This window comes from Slackia exigua ATCC 700122 (assembly GCF_000162875.1).
In the GTDB taxonomy this organism is placed as follows: Bacteria; Actinomycetota; Coriobacteriia; order Coriobacteriales; family Eggerthellaceae; genus Slackia; species Slackia exigua.
The window spans coordinates 527,612-552,900 of record NZ_GG700631.1 but is presented as its reverse complement, the minus strand read 5'-3'; the positions used below and the strand labels follow the sequence as shown (position 1 = coordinate 552,900).

Genomic DNA, 25,289 nt, shown 5'->3' with positions numbered 1-25,289 from the left:
GGGAAGGGGGACGGCAATGGGCCGGGTAAGCCAGGATTTCGTACAGCAGCTCGTCGATATCGTAGGGGAAGGACGCGTGAGCGCCGACCCGCGCGAATGCAGGCTCTATTCTCGCGACATAGGTGTGATGCCGTCTCTGATAGGGCCTTTCGTCAATACAGGCACGGCAGGGGCGGTCGTGCGGCCGCGCACCGAAGACGATATCGTCGCGATCCTGCGAAAGGCCGGCGAGCACGCTGTGCCGGTCGTTCCTCGTGCGGCATCCACGAGCGGCTACGGCGGCGTCCAGCCTCGCGAAGGCGCGCTTGTCATGGATGTGTCGGGGCTCGACAGGATCCTGTCCGTCGATGCCGAAACGCTCGAAGTCACCTGCGAGGCAGGCGCAGTCTGGGAAGACATTGCCTATGAGATACGAGCGCAAGGGCTCGATCTCTGCATGTATCCTTCGAGCTTTCCCAGTTCGACCGTTGGGGGATGGCTTGCTCAGGGTGGCAGCGGGTTCGGGTCGTACGAATACGGCCTTTTCAAGGAGAACGTCCTGCGCGCCCGCGTCGTCCTGCCGGATGGCAGCGTTCGGGAATGCGCGGATGAAGAGCTGCGCGACGGCATAGCCGACGCCGAGGGCATCACGGGCGTCATCACGCAGGTCACGTTCAAAGCGCGCCCGCTCGAGGAGACCGAGGTGCGCCTCATGTCCTTTCCTTCCATCGAAGCGCTCGACAAGGGCTTGACGCTCATTCGCGAACGGGAGCTGCCGATGTGGTCGGTTTCTTTTCTTAATCCGACATCGGTCAGGCTCAAGCGTGCGTTGCCGGGGCGCCGCTGCCACGAATACGAGAAGGCGGAACAGGAGCGGCTTGCGGCGATCGAGCGCGGCCTGCCAGAATCCTATCTCGTGATGATCGCCTTCCCCTGCTCCCGTGCAGAGGCGATCGATCCTGCGCTTGCGGAGATCGTCGCCGCGTGCGGCGCCGAGCGTCTGGACGATGAGGCTGCGGTGCACGAATGGGCCGATCGGGCCAATACCATGAAGCTCAAGCGCATCGGTCCCTCCATCGTTCCGACCGAGGTCATCGTGCCGCGCGAAGGGCTGGCGGCCACGCTTGGCGATATCGAGAGGAACATCCGCCAGCCTTTCGTCATGGAGGGCATGTACACGAAAAGCGGCGACGTGGTCTTGCTGGGCTATATCCCCCACGATGATCGCAGGTTCTCGTTCAACCTCGCCTTCGCGCTCGCGCTTTCCGCCATCAGGATCGCCCGACGGCATGGGGGCAGCGCGTATTCCACCGGCCTGTACTTCCGCAGCCAGGCGACCGCCGTGCTCGGCGGCGAGCGGCTACGTTCGCTCGAACGATTCAAGGAACGCGTCGATCCCCAACGCATCATGAATCCCGGCAAAGTGCTCGCATTGCGCGGGGAGGGCGGTCGCACGCTCGATCGACTCATGGGAATCGCCTCGGTTCTCGAACCTGCCATACGGCCGATCGCCAATGCGGCGAAGCCCAAGCCCTACGACGCGAGCGCCCTGGGGCCTGAACGGCACGGCATACCGGGAGAGGTCGCCTACACGGCGCATGCGTGCGCCCGGTGCGGGTACTGCGTGCGCACGTGCGAGCAGTATGCCGGACGTGGCTGGGAGAGCCAGTCGCCGCGCGGCCGCTATGCGGTTATCGACGACATCTACCGGGGGCGCGATAGCTGGGATCGCAACGCCATCGACGCCGTCATGCGGTGCACGACCTGCGAACGCTGCGATACGCGCTGCCAGCTGCAGCTGCCTATCGAACCTGACAGCATGGTCCTGCGCGGGAAGCTCGTCCATGAGCAGAAGAAGGGAACGTTCCCGCCTTTCGAGATGATGGCCGCCGCGCTCGAGGGCGAGGGCGATATCTGGGCAGGCAAGCGCGATCGCCGCGCCGATTGGGTTCCCGCGGATGTGGCCGCGAAGATCGAACCGCAGGCCGACATCCTGTACTTCGCCGGATGCACGGCGAGCTACGTGGAAAACGACATCGCCGAGGCGACGATCCGCCTGCTCCAGGACGCCGGCTATCGGGTGACGTATCTAGGGACCGATGAGCAGTGCTGCGGCATCCCGATGAAGATGGCCGGCAAATGGGACCTTTTCGAGAAGATGTACCGCGAGAACGTGGCGGCGGCACGCGCGCACGGCGCCACGACGGTGGTCACCTCGTGCCCCGCCTGCGCGCTGGTATGGAAAGATCTCTATCGCGAGGAGGCGGAACGCCTGGGCGAACCCTACGAGATCGAGGCCATGCACTATTCCGAGCTCATCGCGCCTGCAATCCGACGCGGCGATCTCAAGCTTACGGAAAACCCCTTCGACGGCAAGACGGTGACGTTCCACGACTCATGCCACATGGGTCGCGCGCAGGGCATCTACGAACCGCCGCGCGATATGATCAAGGCTATTCCCGGCATCGATTACGTGGAGATGGAACACAACCGCGAACAGGGTATATGCTGCGGCTCGGTCATCACGCTCGTGAGCGACATCGAGACGGGGCCGGTGCTGGGCGGCATGCGCCTCGGCGAAGCGTGCAGCGCCTGCGCGCATACGGTGGTCGCCGCATGCCCCTGCTGCCAGGTGCAGCTGCGAGATTCTGCCGACAAGCTCGGCCTGCCGCTCGAGATCGACGACCTCGCTCGCGTCACCGCCGTCGCTGCCGGGCATGATATTCCCAAATCGGACGTATACACAAGCTATATGTGGGGGTATTTCGACAAGTTCATCCGTCTTATGGATCGCAAGGCCATGGCGGAGTTCATGGTGCCGCTGTTCGGAGCCATGGTTGATGCCATGCCGGCGGGCATGGGGCCGATGATGCGCGCCATGGCGCAGCTTCCCGGAGGGCCTGCGCTCATGGCGAAGATGATGCCTGTCCTGTTCCCGAGGATGGCACCTGCCATCATGGGCAAGGTCATGCCGCAGATGATCGAGCTCGTCGAAGCGTTCATGGGCGAGATGCCACCCGATATGGCCGAACTCATGCCCGAGCTGCTTCCCAAGACGATGGGCTCGCTCATGCCGACCTATATTCCCGAACTGGTTCCCTACCTCGTCCCTCTGTTCATCGAGTATCTGAAGACGGGACATGTCGATCTGACCCGCGATGCCGTCGTCACGACGCGATCGTGTGAAGCCGCTGCCGATCGAGCAGCGTGATGCATCCGCGAGAAAGGTCGACGAGCCCTTCTTGCTGGAAATACTTGAGCATGCGCGAGACGACTTCGCGGGCGCTTCCCATATGGCGTGCGATCTCATCGTGCGTCATATGCAGCGCCTGCGAGCCCGAGCGCGCCGTCTCGTCCAGCAGGAATACGGCGAGGCGCTCGTCGAAGCTCATGAAGACGATCTGGTGCATGATCCACATCACGTCGCTGAAGCGTTCGGCCGCCTGGCGGTACGTGTATGCCTCGACTTCGCTCGAATGCTCCATCAGCCTCAGGTAGGCCTCCGAATCTATGGCGAGGACGTCGCTGTCTTCGACGGCGTCGACGAAGATGTCGAACGTGATCATGCGCAGGATGCATGCGGCGGAAAGCACGCAGGTGTCGGGACTTGCGACCCGAAAGAGCGTGATTTCCTTGCCGGATTTCGGCGAAAGCATGTACGCGCGCAGAGAACCCGTCTTCACCAGCAGCACGCCGATGCATTCGTCTCCGATGCCGTGGACATGCGCGCCGGCGCTGAAATGCAGCGCATGCGCATGCTCGACGAGCAAGCGGCGATCAAGCTCGTCAAGCGCGTTCCAGACCGGAAGCGATCCGCTCAAGTCGGTCTCGATGTCCGAACGCATGGAATCCTCCTTGCGATGTCGTTTTGAACAGCCATGGCATCCATTCGTCGCCATGCGCAGTCGATCGGATCAATGCGTCTGCCTCGCTTCGTTGAGGAATGTCGAGTATCTATCGATAAGCTCCTGCCGGTGGGAAACGTCTGCTTTCTGATAGATATGGCGCACATGGGTCTTCACGGTGCCTTCGGCAAGAACGAGTTCATGGGCGATGCGCGGCATGCTTCGCCCGCGTGCAAGCAAGAGGAAGATCTCGGCCTCCCTCGGGGTCAGACCTATGGTGCGCGCGAATGCGGCGGATAGGCGGTCAGATTGTTCGACGAAACCGATGGATTCTTCCATCAAACGCCTCCGTCCTTCGTATGGAAGGCTCATTCTACCCATTCGAACAGCGTTCATGGAAATATCTACCTTTTCGGTGGATATGCTCAGCGTGCGGCTCGGGCATGATGGCGGCATGGCGGGCGAACGTAAGGGAGTCGCTCGAACTGTCAGAGGGAGGCATGTCATGAATGGACAAGATTCGATGCACGGTTGGGAATCGGTGTCCGATCAGGAATCGGTCGGCAGCGATGGTGCCGTTCGCGGGTCGGAGCTGAGCCGTAGGAATTTCTTGAAAGCGGCGCTCACCACCGGTGCGACGGCCGCCGCGCTCGGCATCGTGGGTTGCGCGAAAGACGCGCCGGCGTCGGGAAGCGGCGCTTCTGCCATGTCGGCTTCTTCAACCGGGGCTGCGGATTCCGCCGGCATGGGAAGCATGCAGACGCTTGATCCGAGCCAGGCGGTATGGCCGGTGGTTGAGGAGGTTTCGATCAATGCCGCCGGTGAGGGTAAAGTCGCCTTCGAGTCCGAACCGGTAGACCCCTCGCGGATCGTTGCCACGCATGACGTGGACGTGGTGGTCTGCGGACTCGGTCCCGCCGGGGATGCAGCGGCGCTTGCCTGCGCCGAAGCGGGGCTGAATACCGTCGCCGTGGAGAAGAACCCGTTCGGTAATTACAACTCCGCCACCATCGGCGGCACCGATTCGATGCTGCATAAGCATTGGGGTATGAGCTTCGATAAAGAGGCCTGGCTTTCCGACGCCGTCATCGATTCGGCTTTCCAAGGAGACATAGCGCTCTACAAGCACTTCCTGGACACCAACGGCGAGGCTGTCGATTGGTATGTCGGTCATTTCGACAATCAGAACCTCGATGACTACCCGCTTACGTTCGCTGCGGGGGATTTTCCTGATTTCCGCGACGAATACGACAAGACCGCATACGGCCGGTCGTGGAATACGTCGTTGAATCTTCCGTATGCTCCTGCCGATCTGGCGAAGATCCTCGCAGGCTTCATCACCGATGCCGGTGCGGAGATTCGGTACGAGACGCCGGCGGTGCAGCTGGTGACCGACGATGCGGGCGCCGTGACGGGCGTGATCGTGAAGAGCGGCGAGGCGTACGAACAGTACAACTGCGCGAAGGGCGTGGTGCTTGCGACTGGCGGCTATGAATATAATGAGCAGATGCTGCGCGAGCGCTGCCGTCCGCGCGGCATTCCCGGGCATTGGCTGACGGCAGCCATGGGGAATACGGGAGACGGGCATCGGATGGGGCTTGCCGTAGGCGCTGCCGAGGACGATTTCCCGCAAGCCATCATGCTCGATCCCGAGCAGCTCATGCCGTATCTGCGCGTGAATAAGCTGGGCCGTCGCTTCACGGCCGAATACGAACCGTACGGCCATTTGGCTATGGCCATCCAAGCGCAGCCCGGAACGTATGACTTCTATATCGTCGACGGTGCCATCGCAGAGAAGATCGACAAGATCTGGACGCCTTCAAGCTCGTGCTACGGTCCTAAGGACGTATGGGTGGGCGCGGCGACGAAGACCGATATGAAGGCCGATACGCTCGAGGAGCTGGCGGACATGATGGGCGTGCCGCGGGACGCGTTCGTGGCCACCATCGCCCGCTGGAATGAAATGGCTTCCGCAGGCAAGGACGAGGACTTCAATTTCCCCGGCCATATGATGGCGAGCATAGACACCCCGCCCTTCTATGCGACCAAGGAATATGCCGATGGCCTGTGCACGGCGGGCGGATTGCTGGTGAACACGGACTGCCAGGTGCTCGATCGCGAGCATCGTCCCATACCGGGTCTGTATGCTGCCGGACTCACATCGGGCGGCATGTTCTACAACACCTACCCGCATAACCTGAACTGTTTAAGCCATACCCGCAACTGCCTGATGGGCTACACCATCGGCCACGTATTGGGCGGGAAATAGAGGAGCGGGGCGAAAAGTAGCGAATCGAGCGAGGGGCGCGCCGTTCGGTTAGGGCATCCGATCGAGCGCGCCTCTTCGTTCTAATCTTGAGGAGCGAGCTTCGCAGATCCTATCCTCATCGCATGCGGTTGTGCCGCATGTCGCTAGTACGCCAGCTTTTCCGGCGTCCAGCCGTCAAGCACGCACGCCATCTCGGCGGCTTCCACCCGTGCGCCGGGCAGATCCTGGTCAAGGTAGTTGCCGCATTCGACTTCCGTCGCGCCGGGGATGGGGCCGTCGTAGTCCGCGATGAAGGCCAACGCCTCCTGCGTGAGCGCGATGGCGCGTGCGGGCTTCATATCCCGGCACAGCAGGTAGAAGCCGGTGCGGCAGCCCATCGGGCCGACGTAGATCACCCGGTCGGAGTCTTCTCCGCTGCGGGCGAACGTCGCGAAGAGGTGCTCGAGCGTGTGGGCGGCGCCCGTCGTGAAGTAATCGCCCTTGTTCGGACGCTTGAAGCGGATGTCATAGGTGACGACGTCGCCATCGACGCGCGACGTGTACATGCCGCGCTCGAGCGTCGTATGGTCGACCTGGAAGCTTGCGATCTTCTTGAGTTCCATGGCGTGCCTCCTGACGGGAATCTATCGTTGAACCGCATGATACGCGCCTGACCCCTCCTTGCGCGCCGCGCGCATGAAATGCGCGGATTCCAAGGGATTCGCCGCGTGCGTGCGGTGATGCTAAAATGGCTGCGCTTATCGGATATTCCGGCCGCTTCCGGCGGCTTCATCGGCAGCCTCTTGCGCAGCGCGTCTCGTCGCCGCGCATTCGAAAGGGGCGTTCGGGGGAAGGAACCCTTTCATGGCACGACTCTTCGGGACGGACGGCGTCCGAGGCGTTGCGAACGCCGAGCTCACCTGCGAGCTCGCGATGCGTCTCGGCCAAGCGGCCGTCAGGTTCATGGGATCTCCCATCGTCGTCGGACGCGATACGCGCCTTTCGGGCGATATGCTGCAGGCCGCGCTCGTGGCCGGGATCGCGTCCGCCGGCGGAGACGCCCTGATCGCGGGCATCGTGCCGACGCCCGCCGTCGCCCTGCTCGTGCGCGAGATGCGCGCGGCGGGCGGCATCGTCATCTCCGCATCGCACAATCCGCCCGAATACAACGGCATCAAGTGCTTCGATGCGCAGGGCTTCAAGCTGCCCGATGCCGTCGAGGACGATATCCAAGCGTTCGTCGAGGCCGGAGGCCTCGATGCCCTCGACGGCGACGCGTTGCCCGTCGGCGCGGGCGTGGGCGTCGCGATAGAGCTGGAAGACGCGGCGGAAACCTACATCCTCCATGCGGTGGATTCCGTCGCATCCCAGGGCATCGATTTCTCGGGCCTGCATGTCGCCCTCGACTGCGGCCATGGCGCCTCGTCCCTGACGAGCGCCGAGGCCCTGCGTCGCCTGGGCGCCGAAGTCACGGTCGTGCACGACGATTTCGACGGCATGGATATCAACGTCGGATGCGGCTCCACTTGCCTTGACCCGCTGCGCGAGGTCATGGCGGCCTCGGGCGCCGATGTCGGCATCGCGCACGACGGAGACGCCGATCGCGTGATGCTCCTGTCGAAGGACGGGGTGGAAATCGACGGCGATATCGTCGAAGCCGTCATCGCTCGCGATATGAAGATGCGCGGCTGTCTTCCGCACGACACGGTGGTTTCCACGGTCATGGCGAACCTCGGCTTCGTGCGCGCCATGGAGGATCTGGGTATCGCCGTGAAGCAGACCAAGGTGGGCGACCGGTACGTGCTCGAGGAGATGCTCGCCGGCGGGTTCGCTCTCGGCGGCGAGCAGTCGGGGCATATGATCCTGCTCGACTACAATTCCACGGGCGACGGTCTCATGACCGCCTGCCAGTTCCTCTGCGCCGTGCGCCGCAGCGGCCGCACGGTCGAAGACGCCATCGCGATCATGAAGCGCTTTCCCCAGATGCTCGTCAACGTGCGCGTGCGCGACAAGCACGCGCTCGAAGGCTGCGTTCCCGTGCGCGATGCCGTCGCCGCCGCGGAAGTTCGGATGGGTTCGGATGGCCGCGTGCTCGTGCGCACGAGCGGCACCGAGCCTGTCGTGCGCGTCATGGTGGAGGCTTCGCGCGCAGAGATCGCTCGAAGCTGCGCCGAATCCATCGCCGCCGTCGTCGAGCGCGAGCTCGCGTAACTCCAGAAACGTCATCCGGCTTTCGGACAGGCGTCTTCGAAGGCCCGTACAGTAAGAAGGTATTCCATGGAAGCTCAGGCGCTCATTCTCGCTGCAGGGGCCGGCACTCGCATGAAATCCGCAAAGCCCAAGGTCGCGCACGAGATTCTCGGCGTGCCTCTGGTTCGCTGGGTCGTGGATGCCGCCCGCGCCGCCGGCATCCACGACGTGGTCGCGGTGCTCGGGCATGGCGCCGATCAAGTGCGGCCCCTCGTGGAAGGCGACGTTCGCATCGTCATGCAGGAGCGCCAGCTGGGCACCGGCGATGCCGTCAATGCCGCGCGTGAAGCGTTTTCCGAAAACGGCCGGGTGCGCGGGGGATCGCTCGTCGTCTTGTCAGGAGACTGCCCCCTCATCAAGCCCGAAACCATCCGCGCGCTTATCGCGCGCCGCGAAGAGGCGGGCGCTGCCGTGGTCGTGCTCACCATGGACATGCCCGATCCGACCGGCTACGGACGCATCGTGCGCGCCGCCGGCTCGGATGACGTGATGCGTATCGTGGAGCAGAAGGATTGCACGCCCGATCAAGCCGCCATCACCGAATGCAACTCCGGCTTCTACTGCTTCGACGCCCCGATGCTCTTCGACGCCCTCGAGCAGGTGGGCGACGACAACGCCCAGGGGGAATACTATCTGACCGACGTTCTGGAGATCTGCCGCGATGCCGGTCGGGCCGTGATCGCGCTTCCTGCCGACGACGCATCCGAGGCATTGGGCGTGAATTCCCGCGTCCAGCTCGCGCAGGCGACCGCCGCGATGCGCGAACGCATCAATGCGCGCCATATGGCCGCCGGCGTCACGATGTGGGATCCGGCCTCCACGTTCATTGGACCCGACGTCACGATCGCCGCCGACGTCGAGCTCCTTCCCTCGGTCATGCTTCTGGGAAGCACTTCCATCGAGAGCGGCAGCGTGATCGGCCCCCATACGCGCCTGACCGATACGGTCGTGGGGGAGGGCTGCACCGTGGACGAGACGGTGGCCGTCTCCGCCGTCGTCGATGACGGCGCCTCCTGCGGTCCGCGCGCGTACCTGCGTCCCGAGGCGCATGTCTGCGAAGGGGCCAAGGTCGGCACGCATGTGGAGATCAAGAAGTCCACGATCGGCGCGGGCAGCAAGGTGCCGCACCTTTCCTATATCGGCGATACGACGATGGGCGAGGGCGTCAACATCGGTGCCGGCACGATCACCTGCAACTACGACGGCGTGCATAAGCATAGGACCGCGATCGGCGACGGCGTCTTCATCGGCTCCGACACGATGCTCGTCGCGCCCGTGACCATCGGCGACGGTGCCGTCATCGGCGCGTCGTCCTGCATCACGCGCGACGTCGCGCCCGACGCCCTTGCGCTCGAGCGCGCCGAGCAGCGTCAGATCGAAGGCTGGGCATCGCGCCACATGGAGAAATTGAAGTCTCGCGCGAAGCCTCATGGCACGCCTGCGTCTCGGTAGAAAGTAAGGTACTCTGGAATCCGCTGATACGGCATACGGGAATCGCGTAAAGGAGCGCTTGGACATGACCGACATGGTAAAGAACCTCTCCCTCTTCTCAGGTTCGGTGAACCCTCAACTGGCCGAGGAAATCGCGAGCGAGCTGGGCGTGGCGCTCGGCAACATCAAGCGCGAGACCTTCGCCAACGGAGAGATCTACGTCCGCTACCTGCAGAGCGTGCGCGGTTCCGACGTGTTCCTGATCCAGTCCGTCGCGGGCGAGCACATCAACGACGCCCTCATGGAGCTTCTTATCATGATCGACGCCGCCAAGCGCGCATCCGCCCGCTCGATCACGGCCGTCATCACGCATTACGGCTATTCGCGCCAGGAGCGCAAGGCCGCTCCGCGCGAACCTATCACGGCAAAGCTCGTCGCCGACCTGCTTTCCGTCGCCGGCATCGACAACGCTATCTGCATCGATCTGCATGCATCCGCCACCCAGGGCTTCTTCGACGTGCCCGTGAACCACATGACGGCCATGCCGATCTTCGTGGACTACTTCGAGAAGAAGGGCTTCGACCCGGCGGATCTCTGCATCGTCTCGCCTGACGTGGGCCGCGCGAAGGAAGCCAAGAAGATGCAGCTGCTGCTGGATTCCGACATCGCCATCATGCACAAGGATCGTCCGCGCCATAACCAGGCTGAGATCACGGCCCTGATCGGCGATGTCACCGGCAAGATCTGCATCATCAACGACGACATGATCGACACGGGCGGCTCGCTCGTCGCGGCCGCCGACACATTGAAGGCCAAGGGCGCCGACTGCATCTATGCCTGCGCCACGCACGGCATCCTGAGCGGTCCCGCCTTCGACCGCATCGAAAACTCCTGCATCGAGGAAGTCGTCGTCACCAATACGATTCCCGTGCCCCTCGATCGCCAGACCGGCAAGATCAAGGTCATCTCTGTCGCGCCGCTTCTGGCCAAGACCATCAAGAACGTCTACGAGAACGGCAGCGTCTCGGGGCTGTTCGCCTAGGTGCGCGCATGCATCTGATCGTGGGCCTGGGCAATCCCGGGGAAGAATACGCCCATACCAGGCATAACGCCGGATTCGAAGTCATCGACCTTCTAGCCGGCGAGCTGCGCGTCAGCTACTGGAAGTCCGAATGCGGCGCGCTGACGGGCAAAACGGCCTATCGGGGCGAAGACATCGTGCTTGCCAAGCCGCAGAGCTACATGAACGCATCCGGCGGCCCGGTCAAGCAGCTTGCCGCCGCCTACGGGGCGACGCCCGACGACATCGTCGTGATCCATGACGAGCTCGACATCGATCCCGGCACCATCCGCGTGAAGTTCGGCGGCGGGCTTGCGGGGCATAACGGTCTGAAGTCCATCGCCGAGAAGCTTCAGACGAAGGACTGGGCGCGCGTGCGCATCGGCATCGGACGTCCTCCCGGGCGCATGCCGGTGGTCGACTGGGTGCTCGGCACGCCGAGGAAGGAAGCCTGGGACGATTTCCAGCAAGCGGCCCATCTGGGATCCCAGGCCGTTCTCTATTTTCTCGAGCATGGACTGGCTAAGACCCAGCAAGAATACAATTAGGCTTTGCATGGCGCTGGCCGCGCCGTCTTCCAAATATGCGACAATGAGGGGCAATACACGACGCATGATTGAAGATGGCGAGCATTATGTCAGCGCAGTTCGAAATCAAAGACGCCTGTCCCATCGCGGTGTCAGTGCTTATGTCCGAGTTCCGCCTCCCTCGATTCGTGGCCGCCACGATGGTGTCCCACGGCGTGAAGACGATCGAGGACGCGCGCCTGTTCCTTTCTCCCGACCTGGAGCGCGATTGGCTGAACCCCTATACGATCCCCGGCATGCAGGAAGCGGCCGATCGTGTGGAGGCGGCCCTGCGCGCGCATGAGCGCATCCTCGTCTTCGGCGATTTCGACCTGGACGGCATATCCGCGACCACGGTGCTCACGCGCGGTCTGCGGGCCCTCGACGGCGATGCGTGCTGGCTCATCCCGCGCCGGTTCGAAGAAGGCTACGGCATGAGCGAGGCATCCATCGCCCGTGCGCTCGAATCGAAACCCGACCTGGTCGTCTCGGTCGACTGCGGCATTTCGAACGGCAAGGAGGCCCGGCGTTTCAACGAGCTCGGGGTGGACGTCGTCATCACCGATCATCATGAGCCGGGCGAGAGCATGCCCGAATGCATCGTCTGCGACCCCAAGACCGATCCGGGCTGCAAAAGCTCGATCCTCGCCGGCGTCGGCGTTGCGCTGAAGCTGGTCCAGGCATTGGGGGCGCGCTTCGGCAAGCCGAACCTCTGGCGCTCGTTCACCGACTTCGCCGCGCTCGGCACCGTGGCCGATCTCATGCCTCTCGTCGGGGAGAACCGCGCCCTCGTGTCCGACGGTCTGGCGCGCATGAACGAACATCCCCGTCCGTCCATCGCGGCGCTCGTCGGCGTCTGCAACGTGTCCGGCAAGCCGCTCACGGCCACGAATCTCTCGTTTTCCCTCATCCCGCGCTTGAACGCTGCAGGGCGCATGGGCAACGCCGATTTGGCGGCCGAGCTTCTGATGGAAGACGGCTTCGATGCCGCGGCCGAGAAGGCCGCTCGGCTCGATGCCGTCAACGACCAGCGCCGCGCTATCGAAGCCGACCTCGCAAAAGTCGCCCTCGCGCAGGCCGAGGACATCTACCATGGGCAGCATGCCCTCGTCGTCTCGGGCGAAGGCTGGCACGAAGGCGTCAAGGGCATCGTCGCATCGCGCCTGGTCAGTAAATACGGCGTGCCGACCATCCTCTTCTCCATCGAAGGTGATGAAGCGCGCGGCTCAGGCCGCAGCGTCGGTCAGGTCAATCTGTTCAAAGCCGTCGCGCAGACCTCCGACATCCTTACGCGTTTCGGCGGCCATGAAGCCGCCGTGGGCGTCACGCTTCCGGCCGACAAGCTCCCTGAATTCACCGAGCGGTTGTGCGCCTATATGGATGCGCTGCCGGAAAGCAGCTTCCATCCGCTGCTGTCCATCGATGCCGACGTCCGTCTGGGCGAGCTTACCATCGATGCCGTCGAGGCGTTGGAGCGCCTGGCGCCGTTCGGGCAGGAAAACCCCACTCCGCGCCTGATCGCGCGCAACGTCCGCATATCGAATTGCCGTGCCGTCGGCGCCGCGAAGAACCATCTGTCCTGCACGCTGACCGACGGCATCCACCATGTGGACGGCATCATGTTCCATCCTGCGGGCATCGAGGATCTGATCTCCTGCGGATGCGTCGTCGACGCGGTCTTCGAAGCGCAGGTGGACGAGTGGCGCGGCCGCCGCAAGGTCAAGGCCATGCTCCAGTCCATCGAACCTCTCGCGCTCTGCCCGGCCATGCGCGCCTGCCTGCCTGCGGACGACATCGAATTCGTCGGCGAGATGTACGACGAATTCAACGGCGATCGCCCGGCCCATGACGTCGAGGTCGATTTCTCTCCCGACGCCGAGGCCGTCCAGGCGCGCGCGTACTGGAGCCGCGTCGCCGCAGACAACCCCGACGTGCTCGTGGACGGCATCGTGGATACCCTCATCGGGTCGAAATCCCTGCATGAGTCGCAGATCCGCGCGCTTGCGTCCCTCGAGGCGGGGAAGAACACCTTCGCCGTCATGGGAACGGGACGCGGCAAGTCGCTCATCTTCCAGACGCATGCCGCGCGCATCGCGCTGCGCGACGGCAGGGCGAGCCTGTTCGTCTACCCGCTGCGTGCGCTTATCGCCGACCAGCGCTTCCATATGGCCGAGACGCTTCAGCCTTTCGGCATCGGCGTGGCGGCCCTGACGGGCGAGACGGACCTGGCCGAGCGCGAGCGCATCTACGCGGGTATCGCCGACGGCAGCGTCGACATCGTGCTGACGACGCCTGAATTCGCGCAATGCCATGCGAAAAGGCTCGCTTCAAGCGGCGATTTCGGCTTCATCGCCGTGGATGAGGCCCATCACATGGCCGAACGCAGCGCGCGCAGGCGCATCGCCTATGCGGGGCTTTCCTCGCTGGTCGAAGCCTTGGGCAATCCGGTCGTCCTCGCGCTTACGGCCACGGCGCCCACCGTCGTCGCGGAAACGGCCGACGACGTCTTCTCCATCGACGAATCCATCTTCGACGACACGACGCGCCCGAACCTGCTGTTCGACGATCGCCGCGGCCTGAGGGACAAAGACAGCTATCTTGCCAGCGTCATCTCGTCGGGTGAGAAGACCATCGTCTACGTGAACTCGCGCGTCGGCACCGTCGATCTCGCACGGCGCCTGCGCGAGCTCGCGCCGCATGTCGCCATGCAGATCGGCTTCTACAACGCGGGGCTTTCGCGCGACGAGCGCGAACGCATCGAATCGCTGTTCCGAGACAACGTGTTGAAGGTGCTCGTCTGCACGTCGGCGTTCGGCGAAGGCGTCAACATTCCCGACGTGCGCCACGTGGCGCTCTACGGCATGCCGTTTTCCGAGATCGAATTCAACCAGATGAGCGGCCGCGCCGGACGCGACGGCGCCAACGCCTGCGTCCATGCGCTCTTCGGGCGTGCCGACGCCGACGCGTGCGCGCGCATCCTTTCCGCGGCGGCGCCTTCGCATGATGATATGGCGCAGGCGTATCGCGAGGTCAAACGCGCAACGAAAGATGCAGGTCCCGAGGGTGCCGTGCTGACGGACGCGATCCTCGCCGAGCGATGCGGCCGCGCGACCCTCGGCGCCGACGCCTGCCGCAGCGCGTTGAAGGTGTTCGAGGAGCTGGAGCTCATCTGCGTGGATGACGATGCGGACGACGGCATGCGGCGCGTGCGCATGAACGACGGGGCCGGCAAGGTCGAGCTGACCGACAGCGTGTACTATCGAGAAGGCATGGAGGAGCGGGAGACGTTCGGCCGTTTCCGAAATTGGGCGATCGGCGCATCGCCCGACGATCTCCATGGACGCATCGTGCGTCCTATCCTCCCAGGCACGAAGGGTTAGGCAGGTGAGCTTCCATGACAGACGCGAGCAGCGGTTCCATGCGATCCAAAGACATCGTGACGGGGGCGGCCGTGCTTCCCGCAGCCATCGAGGCGGCATCGGCCCCGGCCTCTGACACGGACACGACTCCCGACGAACGGTTCGCGAAGCTTTCCGAACTCGCCGGGACGTATCTTCCCGAAGAAGACCTCGGCCAGCTCGAACGCGCATACCGCTTCGCCGCCGCCGCCCATAAGGGCCAGCGTCGCAAGAGCGGCGAGCCGTTCGTGCAGCATCCGATCGAGGTCGCGATCATCCTGACCGACCTCAAGATGGACGTGGACACGCTGTCCGCGGCCCTTCTGCACGATACGGTCGAAGACACCGAGGTCACCGACGAGGAATTGGCCGAAACCTTCAATCCTGAGGTTGCGCAGCTGGTCGAAGGCGTGACCAAGATCACGAAGATCGAAGTCGAGAGCCTGACCGACGAGCAGGCGGCCACGATCCGCAAGATGTTCGTCGCTATGAGCAAGGACATCCGCGTCATCGTCATCAAGCTTGCCGACCGCCTGCACAACATGCGCACGCTGTCGGCGCTTAAAGAGGACCGCCGCATCTTCAAGGCGCACGAGACGATGGAGATCTACGCGCCCATCGCGCACCGTCTCGGCATCGGCTCCATCAAGTGGGAGCTCGAAGATCTCGCCTTCTACTATCTAGAGCCGACGCGTTTCCGCCGCATCGCGCGCATGGTGGATGAATCGCGCGCCGATCGCGAGGACTACCTGGCCGGCGTCATCGACACGCTCACGGGCGATCTGGACGAGCTCGGCATCGAGTCGCGCATCATGGGCCGTCCGAAGCACCTGTGGTCCATCAATATGAAGATGACCCAGCGCGGCAAGGGTTTTTCGGAGATATACGACCTGATAGCCGTCCGCATCATCGTGAAGACGCTCAAAGACTGCTATTCGGCGTTGGGGGCGGTGCATTCGCGGTGGCATCCGATGCCGGGCCGTTTCAAAGACTACATCGCCATGCCGAAGATAAACATGTACCAGAGCCTGCACACGACGGTCATCGGTCCGTCGGGCCGGCCGCTCGAGGTGCAGATCCGCACCGAGGACATGCATCGCATGAGCGAATACGGCATCGCCGCGCACTGGCGCTACAAGGAGAAGGGCGCCAAGGCGGATGCGGCCTTCGACAAGCAGATCGCCTGGCTGCGCCAGATGGTCGACCTTCAAGACGAGACCCAGGATTCGCGTGAATACCTCAGCGAGCTCAAGGTCGACCTCGCGCCGACCGAGGTCTTCGTCTTCACGCCGGCGGGCAAGGTCATAAGCCTGCGTTCGGGCGCCACTCCGATCGATTTCGCCTACGCCGTGCATACCGAGGTGGGCAACCACTGCGTCGGCGCGAAGGTGGACGGCTCGATCGTGCCTCTTTCCTACGAGCTGCAGATGGGCGACCGCGTGGAGATCCTCACGCAGAAGAGCGCGAGCCCGTCGCGCGATTGGCTCAAGCTTGCGAAGACGCCTTCGGCACGCAGCAAGATCCGCGCCTATTTCTCGCGCGTGAATCGCGACGACGACCTTCTGGCGGGGCGCGACAAGCTCGCGCACGAGCTGAAGAAGCATGGATTCGGCCTCGGGTCGACCGCGTCGGTGCGCGCCCAGCGCGAGGTCTGCGAGCAGATGGGATTCAAAGACGTCGACGATATGCTCGTCGCCATCGGAGCGGGCAAGGAGAAGGTGGCGCACGTTTCGAACCGCCTGCTCGAGATCCTCGATCCCACGCCTGACGAAGATGCGGCCCCCGAGCTTTCGATGGTGACCGGCGTCGCGTCGGTTCCCATGCTCACGACGGTGAAGCGTGCGCGCAAGCGTAAAGCCCATGCGCCCAACGGCATCGTGGTCACCGGCCTCGACGATGCCCCGGTGCGCCTGTCCAAATGCTGCAACCCCGTTCCGGGAGACGACATCATCGGCTTCGTGACGCGCGGCCGCGGCGTGTCGGTGCACCGTGCGGACTGCCCGAACGCCAAGGCGCTGCTGCAGGAATCGGGCCGCATCATTCAGGTGGAATGGGAGGATGCGCCCTCGAAGGAAACGTCGTACCAGGTGGAGGTCTACGTCGGCGCGATCGATCGCATGAACCTCCTGCGCGACATCATCAACGCCCTTTCCGACACGGGCGTCAACGTGCTCGCATCGAGCACATCGAGCCATACGGACGGCCTCGTCGAGATGCGCTATCTCTTCCAGGTGTCCCAGGTATCCAATATCGAGAAGGTGCTTGCCGATCTGCGCGGCATCAACGGCGTCTTCGAGGCGCGCCGCATGCTGCCGGGTGAATCGATCCGCCATCACTGATACGTGCGGGGTCGCATGCCGCGGCCCCGACGCGTTCCGAACGATCGCGCCGTGCCGGCGCATTCCAAGAAAGGGGCATCCATGGTTTCCTGTACGCGCATTCTCCGCTGCGAAGAAGGTTGCGTTCCCGTGACCATTCTGGTCATCGGGCCGATCGACAACAACACGCTTATCGTTTCGGACGGCCGGCAGGAAGGCGCGCCCGCCATGGTCGTCGATCCGTCGGGCGATCCCGATGCCATTATGTCGGCGCTCGGGTGGTTCACGCTCGAACGCATCGTCCTGACGCATAACCACCACGATCACGTGGCGGCGCTCCCCGAGCTCGTCGAACGTACGGGCGCCCAGGTCATCTGCCATGCGGCGGATGCGGGCCTCATCGAGCGCGGACAGGAGAATCCCTACGATCCCGAGCATCCCTTCATCGAGGGCGTTCCTGTGGACCGAAAGGTCGCGGACGGCGACGTCGTTCGGGTCGGGTCGCTCGAATTCCGGGTCATCCATACGCCGGGTCATACCAAAGGCGGCATCTGCCTGTACCTTCCCGCGGCATCCGACGATGCGGGCGTCATGAAGCCGGGGATCCTGCTTTCGGGCGACACGCTGTTCTGCGGCGCGACCGGCCGCGTGGATTTCGAGGGCGGAAGCGCCCGGGAGATGCGTCGCAGCATGCGCGAGAAGCTCGCCCCGTTGCCCGACGCGACGATCGTCTTCCCCGGCCATGAGAATCTCACGACGATCGGCATGGAGCGTCATCGCACGATCGAGGCGTTCTAAGGGCGTCGAACGCAGAGCCGGCGGCGTGTTCGTTGCGGGGGATGCGAGGTCTGCCCGGCGGGCGCGTGCGGGCGCGGTTTGACGATGTGCCGTATCTCGACGACGCTCGTCTGCCCGGCGGACGCGGGCGAGCGTCGGACCTCTGACAGGGCCCGTTCCTGCGCGACGCGCTCGATATGCAGAAAACGTATCGGCAACGGCTTCCCAGGGGGCATATCCGGCTATTGCGCGCCGACGTGCAACTTTGCTAATCTCTCGACTGGCGCGCGCATGCGCCCTGTGAACGGTGTTCGGAAGGACCATGATGGCTCATAAGAAGCGGTTCAACTATTTCGATGCGTTCGAGCGCCAGGCCGATCTTGCGGCGCGCGAAGTCAAGATCCTCTGCGACGCGGTGGACGACTATCCCGGGGTCGACGGCCTCAAGGATCTCGTGGACAAGGCCCATGATATCGAGCACGAGGGCGACGTCGTGGCCCATGAGGTCTTCAACGCCCTTGCCGTCGATTTCATGCCGCCGCTCGATCGCGACGACATCATCACGATCACGAAGGGCCTCGACGACGTCATCGACTACCTCGAAGGCACCATCCAGCGCTTCTACATGCATAACGTGGAAACGCTGCCCGAAGAGCTCAAGGATTATGCGAAGCTGCTGCGCAAGAGCACCAAGGCGCTCTGCGCGGCCCTCAAGGAATTCCGCAACTTCAAGAAGTCCAAGAAGATCATGGGGCTCATCGACGACATCGCCGGCATCGAGGAAGAGGGCGACGAGCTGTTCTTCCGGTCGATGCACGATTTGTACGCCAATTCGACTAATCCCATCCAGGTGCATGTAGGGGATATGCTCTACCAGCGCCTCGAGAACGCGATCGACGCCTGCGAGCATGTCTCCGACATCATGGGCACGATCTTGCTCAAGAATTCGTAGGGCTACGATCCGGCGGAATCCTTGGATGAAAGCCTGCATGGTCGAACCGCCGCAGGCAGGGGCCTTCTCGATTCTTGCGCGCGAAGATCCGTGCGAGAAGGATCCGGCGGGAACGGAGCGAATCTTCAAGGGTGGTGCGGCTATTCGGGTTGCGCCGCCCCTTCTTTCATCACGACCGATCGTTTGATCCAATCCAAGCCGATATCGCGGCGCGCCTGCTGTCGAAGAAGGTAGAGGCGTCCCGCGTCCTTCATGTCGCGGCGCAGGTCTTCTGACTGGCTCGTGCCCTTCGCTTGGGCGACGAGCAGGCCGTTCATGCGGCCCTCGAGCGCGTCCGGCTCCGATTCCGAGGCTTTGAAGGCCAGTTCGAGCGCCGTGTCGCGCTTCACGCGTTCGCACGCCTTATCGTGCAGCTCATCGACGAGCTCCTGCGGCTTCAGACGGCGCTGCATGCGGTATTCCTTGCTGGTGATGCCGCGATGCTTCAGTTCGGCGCGGAATTCCGTGCGCACGGCATCGATCTGGAGCTTCAGGTGCGCCTGAGGGATTTCGCCATGGATGCGGGCGGACAGCGCCGCATCGATGCGCGCATTCTCGTCGTCGCCCTCGGCAAGGACGATGGGCCTCTCGAAATCGAGCTCCATCGCGGGAACCAGCAGGTATTTCACGGCGAACGAGAACAGCTCTCCTTCGCGGCATGGATCGCGACGCTCGCAGGCCGGCGCGTACATCGTGGGAACATCCAGATCGGCGTCCAGGTCGTCGGCCACGCGCGCCATGACGCTTTCCGCCATGAACCGCTCTATCTCGGAATCGGTGAGCATGACCTGGGCTCGTTCCCGCGCCGCCTCTGCGTCGCATTTCAGGATGCGGGCGAGGCGTTCGTATGCCGCTCCGACGTGCGTATCCACGTCCTCGGCATCCAGAAAGATGTGCGCATACAGCATGCGGAACGCCTCTGCATCCTGATCTATCCATTCGACCCTCATGCGCGTCCTTCCGATCGTGTCGCGAGGTTCATTATACGGCGCGCGTCCGCATGCGTTTCGAAGAGCGCTCCTGCGGGCGATGAAGCGGCGCGGCCCGGCGTCGCCGCGTCTGCGGAGGCCGATTGCCGTGCTATAGTCCACATGCAACCTGCGATTGAAAGGCATCCCTATGGAATTCCATCCTTATCAGGAGATTCATGGTTTCACGGTCGAAACGGTCGAAGACGTGGCCGAAATCGACGGACAGGCGATCGTCATGCGCCACGCTGCAAGCGGCGCGCGCCTCGCATTCCTGAAAAACGACGATGCGAACAAGTCGTTCTCCATCACGTTCAAGACGCCGCCTGCGGATGACACCGGGGTCTTCCACATCCTCGAGCACTCGGTGCTGTGCGGATCGGAAAAGTATCCGGTCAAAGAGCCGTTCGTGAACCTGCTGCGCACGTCCATGCAGACGTTCCTGAACGCGATGACCTTCCCCGACAAGACGATGTATCCCGTGGCGTCCACCAACGACAAGGATCTGCTCAACCTTATCGACGTATACATGGACGCCGTGCTGAACCCGCGCATCTACGAAAAGCGCGCGATCTTCGAGCAGGAGGGCTGGCACTACGAGCTTGACGGCGCACCTGAGCCGGTTGCGTCGGATGCGCAGGATGCGCCGATTGCCGATGACGGTCCCGATGCGCCCATCGCGCCGACCTCGTCCTCGGCTCCCGACGTTCCCGAGGCGCTGCGCTACAACGGCGTCGTCTTCAACGAGATGAAAGGCGCGCTGTCCGACCCGGAAAGCGTGCTCGTGCGCGAGATGAACCATGCGCTCTTCCCGAACACCTGCTACGCGTTCGAGTCGGGCGGGCATCCGCGCGCCATTCCGACGCTTACCTACGAAGGCTTCCTCGATACGCATGCGCGCCACTACCGCCTGGATAATTCGTTCATCATCCTGTACGGCGCGATCGATGCCGACCAGGTGCTCGGCTTCCTGGATGAACGCTATCTGTCCATCGCGCGTCCGCGCACGCAAGCCGCGCCGAACGCCATCGGCGCGCAGGCGCCCGTCTGCGTGCTCGATGCCGTCGTGCCGATGGACACCGCTCCTGAAAACGCCTGCGTCGGCGCCGGCTACGTGATCGGGCAGGCGCACGATTTCGAACGCGTGCTCGCCTGCGACATCCTTCTCGACGCGCTCATGGGCGGCAACGAGTCGCCTCTCAAGCGCCGCCTGCTCGACGAGGGCCTCGGCGGCGACGTTTCGGCCTATCTCATGGATTCGCAGGCGCAGCCGGTCGCGCTGTTCTATGTGCGCAGCGCGCACGAAGGTGCGGCGCGCCGTTTCCTCGAGGTGATCGAGGAGGAATCCGCGCGCCTTGCGCGCGAGGGCATCGCGCGCGACGTGCTCGAGGCCTCGCTTTCGCAGATGGCGTTCAGCCTGCGCGAACGCGATCGCGGCATGGCCGACGGCGTGCCGCTTGCCATGAACGTCATGGCGGGGTGGCTCTACGACGACGATGACCCCCTTGCATACCTGCGCTACGAAGCGGCGCTCGAACGCATGCGCGCCGGCCTTGACGACGGGTATTTCGAAGATGTGCTTGAAGCGCTTGTGCCGGGCAATGTTCACAAGGCGCTGGTCGAGATCCGTCCCCAGGCAGAGGAAGGGGAGGGGGACGAGGCGCGCGAGCTGGCCGAGCGTCTGGCGTCGCTGTCCGACGGCGACAAGGCCTCCATCCGCGCCGATGTCGCGATGCTGCGCGAGCTGCAGGAGAGGCCCGACTCCCCTGAAGAGCTCGCATGCCTGCCCGTGCTGCACATCTCCGACATCGGTCCCGCGACGCCCGATCCCGCGCCGCGCCTGCTCATGGACGCATCCGCGCCCTATCTGTACCACGACCTTCCGACCCGTCGCATCGACTACGTTTCGCACTATTTCGATATCAACCGCTTGACGTGGGAGGACCTGCCTTACATTTCTATTCTGACGTCGCTGCTCGGACGCTTGGGAACAGACGGGCTGTCCGCTGCGGACATCGACGTCCGCACGCGTTCGCGCCTCGGGTCGCTGCGTGCGTTCACGGATATCGTCGAGCATGTCGACGATCCGACGCGCATCGAGCTCAAGCTCGTCGTGTCCGCGAGCGCGCTGTCCGAGGAAGTGGGAAGCCTTGCATCCATTCCGCAGGACATCTGGTCGTCCACGCGCTTCGACGACGCCGGCCGCATCCGCGACATCCTCGTGCAGCGCCGTGTTTCCATGGAGCAGGACTTCGCCGCCAACGGCCATGCCGCGGCGAGCCGTCGCCTCGCTTCGTACCAAGGACCGTCGGGCGCGGTGCAGGAAGCTATGGGCGGCGTCGATTTCTATCGGTTCCTGCGCGATTTGATCGATCATTTCGACGAACGGTTCGATGAGCTGCACGAACGCTTGAACGACGTGCGCGCCCGCGCCTTCACGATGCGCGGCCTCATGTCGAGCTTCACCGGCCCTGATGCCGATCGTGCGGCGTTCTGGAAAGCGGCGGGGAATATGGGGCTTGCCATGGGCGCTGACGGGCGGCCGCTGCGCATCCCGTTCACGGGCGTGAAGAACGAGGCCTTCATCGTTCCGACCGATGTCGCCTATGTCGCCAAGGGCGCGGACGTGTCCGGGTGCACGCGGCATTCAGGTTCGTGGGCGGTGCTCTCGTCGGCGCTTTCGTTCGATTATCTGTGGAACGAGGTGCGCGTGAAGGGCGGGGCGTACGGCACGGGCTTCCGTCGCGCGGCGACCGGTTCGGCCCGCTTCCATTCGTACCGCGACCCCGGCATCGACGGCACCATCGCGCGGTTCGACGCCGCAGGCGCATGGCTTGCGGAATTCTCGCCCGATGCCGATGAGATGGAAGGCTATGTGGTCAGCACGACGGCGAGCCATGATGCGCCGGTCAAGCCGAGGCAGATCGCACGCCGCAGCGACCAGGCATATTTCCGCGGCGATGCGCCGGATGCCCGCGCGCGGCGGCGCGACGAGATCCTGGCCACGACGCCCGAGACGCTGCGCGGCTACGCCGCGGGCCTCGATGCCATCGCGCGTGATGGCGCCGTCTGCGTCTTCGGCAACGAAGCCATCATCAAGGCGGCGAAGACGGACCTTGCGGTCGTCGACCTCTTCAACGAATAGAGCCCGTCTGTCTGGGCATCCGTGTCGGTTTGGGACTGATTCCCATGTCCGACGCGGATGTTCCGGATTGTCTATGCTGAAGCGGGGATGACGTTGGATAAAAGCGGAAGGCGGTCTAGCCCCTGTCGGCGCGATGAGTCTCGAACGCTGTTTCGAACACCGTCTCGAACACCGTCTCGAACACCGTCGCGCTCGCTGTCTCGAACGCTGTCGCGTTCGTCGTCTCGAACGTCGTCGCGAACGCTGTCTCCTTCTGCGGTTTTTGCCGCCCGCGGCATCTGACGCCGTTTGCGGGCAATCCCCCGACGGGGCCCACCACTCGACGGGGCCTATCCTCCGACGAGGCCCACCACCCGACGAGGTCCACTCGACGAGGTTCATCCCCCGACGGGGCCCACTCGACCAAAAAATCGACGTTGTGCGAAAAAACGCAAGCGTTTCGGGTCTCGGTGCCAGAATAAAGGAGTTTAGTGGCATCGAGGCGCTTCTTGCGATATGAAAGGCAGCCGTTCCTTCTTTCATAATTCAATATATGGCATATAAATTATATAATCATACTATATGTTGTTTATTCTATGGTATGCGATGAGTCATGCGACAAGCAAAATGCCACTAAACTTGGATTTTATGACACTGCGGAAGGGAAGGAGACGCACCGTCGTCGCTGTACGCACGCATGCTCCAGCGCTCGAAACCGTACATATGCATGCATGCGCCTGCGCTCGGTGCCGTACGTACGCACGCATGCGCCTGCGCTCGGTGCCGTACGTACGCACGCATGCGCCTGCGCTCGGTGCCGTACGTACGCACGCATGCGCCCGCGCTCGATCCCCCTTGCAGCATCCAAGTGATGATATGCCTGTGGTAGCGTCCGCACGTCCTGCGCAAAGCCCAGAACAGGTGCTAAAATTCCAAGCTACGTGTTTTCTTGGAACCTAAGGATCTTCCATGGCATACAACTCACCGGAAGGAACCGTCGATCTGCTTCCCGGCGCAGCTCGTCACTGGCGGCATGCCCAGGATGTCGCGGCGAGGCTCTTCTCGGCCTACGGCTACGATTTCATGGAGACCCCGATCTTCGAACAGACCGAGGTCTTCACGCGCGGCATCGGGGAAGCCACCGATGTCGTGAACAAAGAGATGTTCGTCGTGCGCAGCGGCGAGAACTACCGCCGCAGCCTCGAGGCGGGTACCGATGCCGGTCTCAAGGGGAAGTCGCGCCTTTCGCTGCGCCCCGAGGGCACCGCAGGCGTCGTGCGTGCCGTCGTGCAGCACAATCTGGTCGAGCAGGGCGCTACGCCGGCGAAGCTCTATTACGCCGGCCCGATGTTCCGCGCCGAGCGCCCCCAGAAGGGCCGTTTGCGCGAATTCCACCAGATCGGCGCTGAATGCCTGGGCTCCACCGAGCCTACGGCCGATGCCGAGATGATCATCATGCTCGTGCGCTTCTACGAGAAGATGGGCATTCCCGCATCCGACATGACCCTCTACGTCAACTCGATGGGCGACGAGCGCTGCCGCCCCGCCTACCGTGCCATGGTGCGCGATCACATCCTGTCCCATGCCGATGAGATGTGCGAGGAATGCCGCCGCCGCGCCGACGCCAATCCGCTGCGCGCGTTCGATTGCAAGAACGCGGCATGCGCGCACGTCATGGCATCGGCGCCCAGGATCACCGACCATCTGTGCGACGACTGCCGCAGCCACTACGAGGCCGTGAAGTCGTATCTGGACGTCGCGGGCATCGCCTACGAGGAGGATCCGACGCTCGTGCGCGGCCTCGACTACTACACGCGCACGGTCTTCGAAGTGCAGTCCAACGCCATCGATGCCGCTCAGAATGCCATCGGCGGCGGCGGTCGCTACGATAAGCTCGCGGAAACGGTAGGCGGCCGTCCCACGCCCGGGCTCGGCTTCGCGCTCGGGTACGAACGCGTGATGCTCGCGCTCGAAGCGTCGGGCGCGCTTGCCGAGGCGTCTCCCTACGTGGATCTCTATGTGGCTTGCGTAGACGCGACGGTCCGATCGGTCGCGTTCGATCTGGTGCGCACGGCTCGCGACGCCGGTCTGCGCGTCGAGATGGACCATCAGGGCAAGAGCCTCAAGAGCCAGTTCAAAGCCGCCGGCAAGATGAATGCCCGCAAGGTCATCGTCGTCGGTCCCGACGAGCTGGAGCACGGCCAGGTGGTGGTGCGCGACATGGTCACGCACGAGGAGCGCACGGCATCGATCGAGCAGAGCAAGCAGCTGCTCTCGCGGTTCAGCGGCGACGTCGTGGACGATTCGACGTTCGCGGCTCCCACGCAGGGGTAG

Annotated in this window: 17 protein-coding genes; 12 read left to right on the top strand and 5 right to left on the bottom strand. The window is 63.6% G+C overall.

What is annotated here, in order from left to right; genetic code table 11:
• The first annotated feature begins 16 nt into the window (after nucleotides 1-16).
• On the top strand, nucleotides 17-3,190 hold the full coding sequence (locus tag HMPREF0762_RS08475) for an FAD-binding and (Fe-S)-binding domain-containing protein (protein ID WP_006363257.1): 3,174 nt from the start codon (nucleotides 17-19) through the stop codon (nucleotides 3,188-3,190).
• Here HMPREF0762_RS08475 and HMPREF0762_RS08470 read toward each other — a convergent pair.
• On the bottom strand, nucleotides 3,147-3,824 hold the full coding sequence (locus HMPREF0762_RS08470) for a Crp/Fnr family transcriptional regulator (RefSeq protein ID WP_006363256.1): 678 nt from the start codon (nucleotides 3,822-3,824) through the stop codon (nucleotides 3,147-3,149). The genes HMPREF0762_RS08475 and HMPREF0762_RS08470 overlap by 44 nt on opposite strands.
• A gap of 69 nt (nucleotides 3,825-3,893) precedes the next feature.
• Nucleotides 3,894-4,163, bottom strand: coding sequence for a response regulator transcription factor (locus tag HMPREF0762_RS08465; protein WP_006363255.1), 270 nt, complete (start codon nucleotides 4,161-4,163; stop codon nucleotides 3,894-3,896).
• 166 nt (nucleotides 4,164-4,329) lie between these two features.
• Between HMPREF0762_RS08465 and HMPREF0762_RS08460 the strand changes: the two genes are divergently transcribed.
• On the top strand, nucleotides 4,330-6,093 hold the full coding sequence (locus tag HMPREF0762_RS08460) for an FAD-dependent oxidoreductase (RefSeq protein ID WP_245935518.1): 1,764 nt from the start codon (nucleotides 4,330-4,332) through the stop codon (nucleotides 6,091-6,093).
• Between the two features lie 143 nt (nucleotides 6,094-6,236).
• Here HMPREF0762_RS08460 and HMPREF0762_RS08455 read toward each other — a convergent pair whose 3' ends face one another.
• Complete coding sequence (locus HMPREF0762_RS08455; RefSeq protein WP_006363253.1) at nucleotides 6,237-6,695, bottom strand: S-ribosylhomocysteine lyase; 459 nt, start codon at nucleotides 6,693-6,695, stop codon at nucleotides 6,237-6,239.
• Between the two features lie 241 nt (nucleotides 6,696-6,936).
• Between HMPREF0762_RS08455 and glmM the strand changes: the two genes are divergently transcribed.
• From glmM to HMPREF0762_RS08415, 8 genes are all read left to right on the top strand, one after another.
• Nucleotides 6,937-8,283 (top strand): phosphoglucosamine mutase, encoded by a 1,347-nt coding sequence (gene glmM, locus HMPREF0762_RS08450; protein WP_006363252.1) that lies wholly within the window; start codon nucleotides 6,937-6,939, stop codon nucleotides 8,281-8,283.
• A 66-nt stretch (nucleotides 8,284-8,349) separates the two neighbouring features.
• Nucleotides 8,350-9,774, top strand: a complete 1,425-nt coding sequence (glmU, locus tag HMPREF0762_RS08445) for a bifunctional UDP-N-acetylglucosamine diphosphorylase/glucosamine-1-phosphate N-acetyltransferase GlmU (RefSeq protein ID WP_006363251.1) — start codon at nucleotides 8,350-8,352, stop codon at nucleotides 9,772-9,774.
• A gap of 64 nt (nucleotides 9,775-9,838) precedes the next feature.
• Nucleotides 9,839-10,795: a ribose-phosphate diphosphokinase gene (locus tag HMPREF0762_RS08440; protein WP_006363250.1), complete on the top strand. Its 957-nt coding sequence runs from the start codon at nucleotides 9,839-9,841 to the stop codon at nucleotides 10,793-10,795.
• 8 nt (nucleotides 10,796-10,803) lie between these two features.
• The gene (gene pth / locus HMPREF0762_RS08435) at nucleotides 10,804-11,361 is read left to right on the top strand and encodes an aminoacyl-tRNA hydrolase (protein ID WP_006363249.1); all 558 of its coding nucleotides are present in this window, start codon (nucleotides 10,804-10,806) and stop codon (nucleotides 11,359-11,361) included.
• 86 nt (nucleotides 11,362-11,447) lie between these two features.
• Nucleotides 11,448-14,759, top strand: coding sequence for a single-stranded-DNA-specific exonuclease RecJ (recJ, locus tag HMPREF0762_RS08430; protein WP_040619586.1), 3,312 nt, complete (start codon nucleotides 11,448-11,450; stop codon nucleotides 14,757-14,759).
• A 14-nt stretch (nucleotides 14,760-14,773) separates the two neighbouring features.
• Nucleotides 14,774-17,116 carry a RelA/SpoT family protein gene (locus HMPREF0762_RS08425; RefSeq protein WP_006363247.1) on the top strand — a complete coding sequence of 781 codons (2,343 nt, stop codon included), beginning with the start codon at nucleotides 14,774-14,776 and terminating at the stop codon, nucleotides 17,114-17,116.
• Nucleotides 17,117-17,197: 81 nt separating this feature from the next.
• On the top strand, nucleotides 17,198-17,893 hold the full coding sequence (locus HMPREF0762_RS08420) for an MBL fold metallo-hydrolase (protein ID WP_040619484.1): 696 nt from the start codon (nucleotides 17,198-17,200) through the stop codon (nucleotides 17,891-17,893).
• Nucleotides 17,894-18,197: 304 nt separating this feature from the next.
• Nucleotides 18,198-18,824: a DUF47 domain-containing protein gene (locus HMPREF0762_RS08415; RefSeq protein ID WP_009077795.1), complete on the top strand. Its 627-nt coding sequence runs from the start codon at nucleotides 18,198-18,200 to the stop codon at nucleotides 18,822-18,824.
• Nucleotides 18,825-18,964: 140 nt separating this feature from the next.
• Here HMPREF0762_RS08415 and HMPREF0762_RS08410 read toward each other — a convergent pair whose 3' ends face one another.
• The gene (locus HMPREF0762_RS08410) at nucleotides 18,965-19,813 is read right to left on the bottom strand and encodes a SurA N-terminal domain-containing protein (RefSeq protein ID WP_006363243.1); all 849 of its coding nucleotides are present in this window, start codon (nucleotides 19,811-19,813) and stop codon (nucleotides 18,965-18,967) included.
• Between the two features lie 169 nt (nucleotides 19,814-19,982).
• Between HMPREF0762_RS08410 and HMPREF0762_RS08405 the strand changes: the two genes are divergently transcribed.
• A complete protein-coding gene (locus HMPREF0762_RS08405; RefSeq protein ID WP_006363242.1) occupies nucleotides 19,983-22,976 on the top strand; it encodes an insulinase family protein in 2,994 nt (997 codons plus the stop codon).
• Nucleotides 22,977-23,091: 115 nt separating this feature from the next.
• Here HMPREF0762_RS08405 and HMPREF0762_RS09365 read toward each other — a convergent pair whose 3' ends face one another.
• Nucleotides 23,092-23,343 carry a hypothetical protein gene (locus HMPREF0762_RS09365; RefSeq protein ID WP_006363241.1) on the bottom strand — a complete coding sequence of 84 codons (252 nt, stop codon included), beginning with the start codon at nucleotides 23,341-23,343 and terminating at the stop codon, nucleotides 23,092-23,094.
• A gap of 581 nt (nucleotides 23,344-23,924) precedes the next feature.
• Between HMPREF0762_RS09365 and hisS the strand changes: the two genes are divergently transcribed.
• Nucleotides 23,925-25,289, top strand: coding sequence for a histidine--tRNA ligase (gene hisS, locus HMPREF0762_RS08390; RefSeq protein WP_006363239.1), 1,365 nt, complete (start codon nucleotides 23,925-23,927; stop codon nucleotides 25,287-25,289).

What these genes read in the sequence shown, in the direction of transcription:
- HMPREF0762_RS08470 (WP_006363256.1), bottom strand. Translation starts at nt 3,824, where the DNA reads ATGCGTTCGGACATCGAGACCGACTTGAGCGGATCGCTTCCGGTCTGG.
- hisS (WP_006363239.1), top strand. Translation starts at nt 23,925, where the DNA reads ATGGCATACAACTCACCGGAAGGAACCGTCGATCTGCTTCCCGGCGCA.
- HMPREF0762_RS08415 (WP_009077795.1), top strand. Translation starts at nt 18,198, where the DNA reads ATGGCTCATAAGAAGCGGTTCAACTATTTCGATGCGTTCGAGCGCCAG.
- HMPREF0762_RS08440 (WP_006363250.1), top strand. Translation starts at nt 9,839, where the DNA reads ATGACCGACATGGTAAAGAACCTCTCCCTCTTCTCAGGTTCGGTGAAC.
- recJ (WP_040619586.1), top strand. Translation starts at nt 11,448, where the DNA reads ATGTCAGCGCAGTTCGAAATCAAAGACGCCTGTCCCATCGCGGTGTCA.
- HMPREF0762_RS08455 (WP_006363253.1), bottom strand. Translation starts at nt 6,695, where the DNA reads ATGGAACTCAAGAAGATCGCAAGCTTCCAGGTCGACCATACGACGCTC.
- HMPREF0762_RS08460 (WP_245935518.1), top strand. Translation starts at nt 4,330, where the DNA reads ATGAATGGACAAGATTCGATGCACGGTTGGGAATCGGTGTCCGATCAG.
- HMPREF0762_RS08425 (WP_006363247.1), top strand. Translation starts at nt 14,774, where the DNA reads ATGACAGACGCGAGCAGCGGTTCCATGCGATCCAAAGACATCGTGACG.
- HMPREF0762_RS08475 (WP_006363257.1), top strand. Translation starts at nt 17, where the DNA reads ATGGGCCGGGTAAGCCAGGATTTCGTACAGCAGCTCGTCGATATCGTA.
- HMPREF0762_RS08405 (WP_006363242.1), top strand. Translation starts at nt 19,983, where the DNA reads ATGGAATTCCATCCTTATCAGGAGATTCATGGTTTCACGGTCGAAACG.
- HMPREF0762_RS08410 (WP_006363243.1), bottom strand. Translation starts at nt 19,813, where the DNA reads ATGAGGGTCGAATGGATAGATCAGGATGCAGAGGCGTTCCGCATGCTG.
- HMPREF0762_RS08420 (WP_040619484.1), top strand. Translation starts at nt 17,198, where the DNA reads ATGGTTTCCTGTACGCGCATTCTCCGCTGCGAAGAAGGTTGCGTTCCC.
- HMPREF0762_RS08465 (WP_006363255.1), bottom strand. Translation starts at nt 4,163, where the DNA reads ATGGAAGAATCCATCGGTTTCGTCGAACAATCTGACCGCCTATCCGCC.
- glmU (WP_006363251.1), top strand. Translation starts at nt 8,350, where the DNA reads ATGGAAGCTCAGGCGCTCATTCTCGCTGCAGGGGCCGGCACTCGCATG.
- pth (WP_006363249.1), top strand. Translation starts at nt 10,804, where the DNA reads ATGCATCTGATCGTGGGCCTGGGCAATCCCGGGGAAGAATACGCCCAT.
- glmM (WP_006363252.1), top strand. Translation starts at nt 6,937, where the DNA reads ATGGCACGACTCTTCGGGACGGACGGCGTCCGAGGCGTTGCGAACGCC.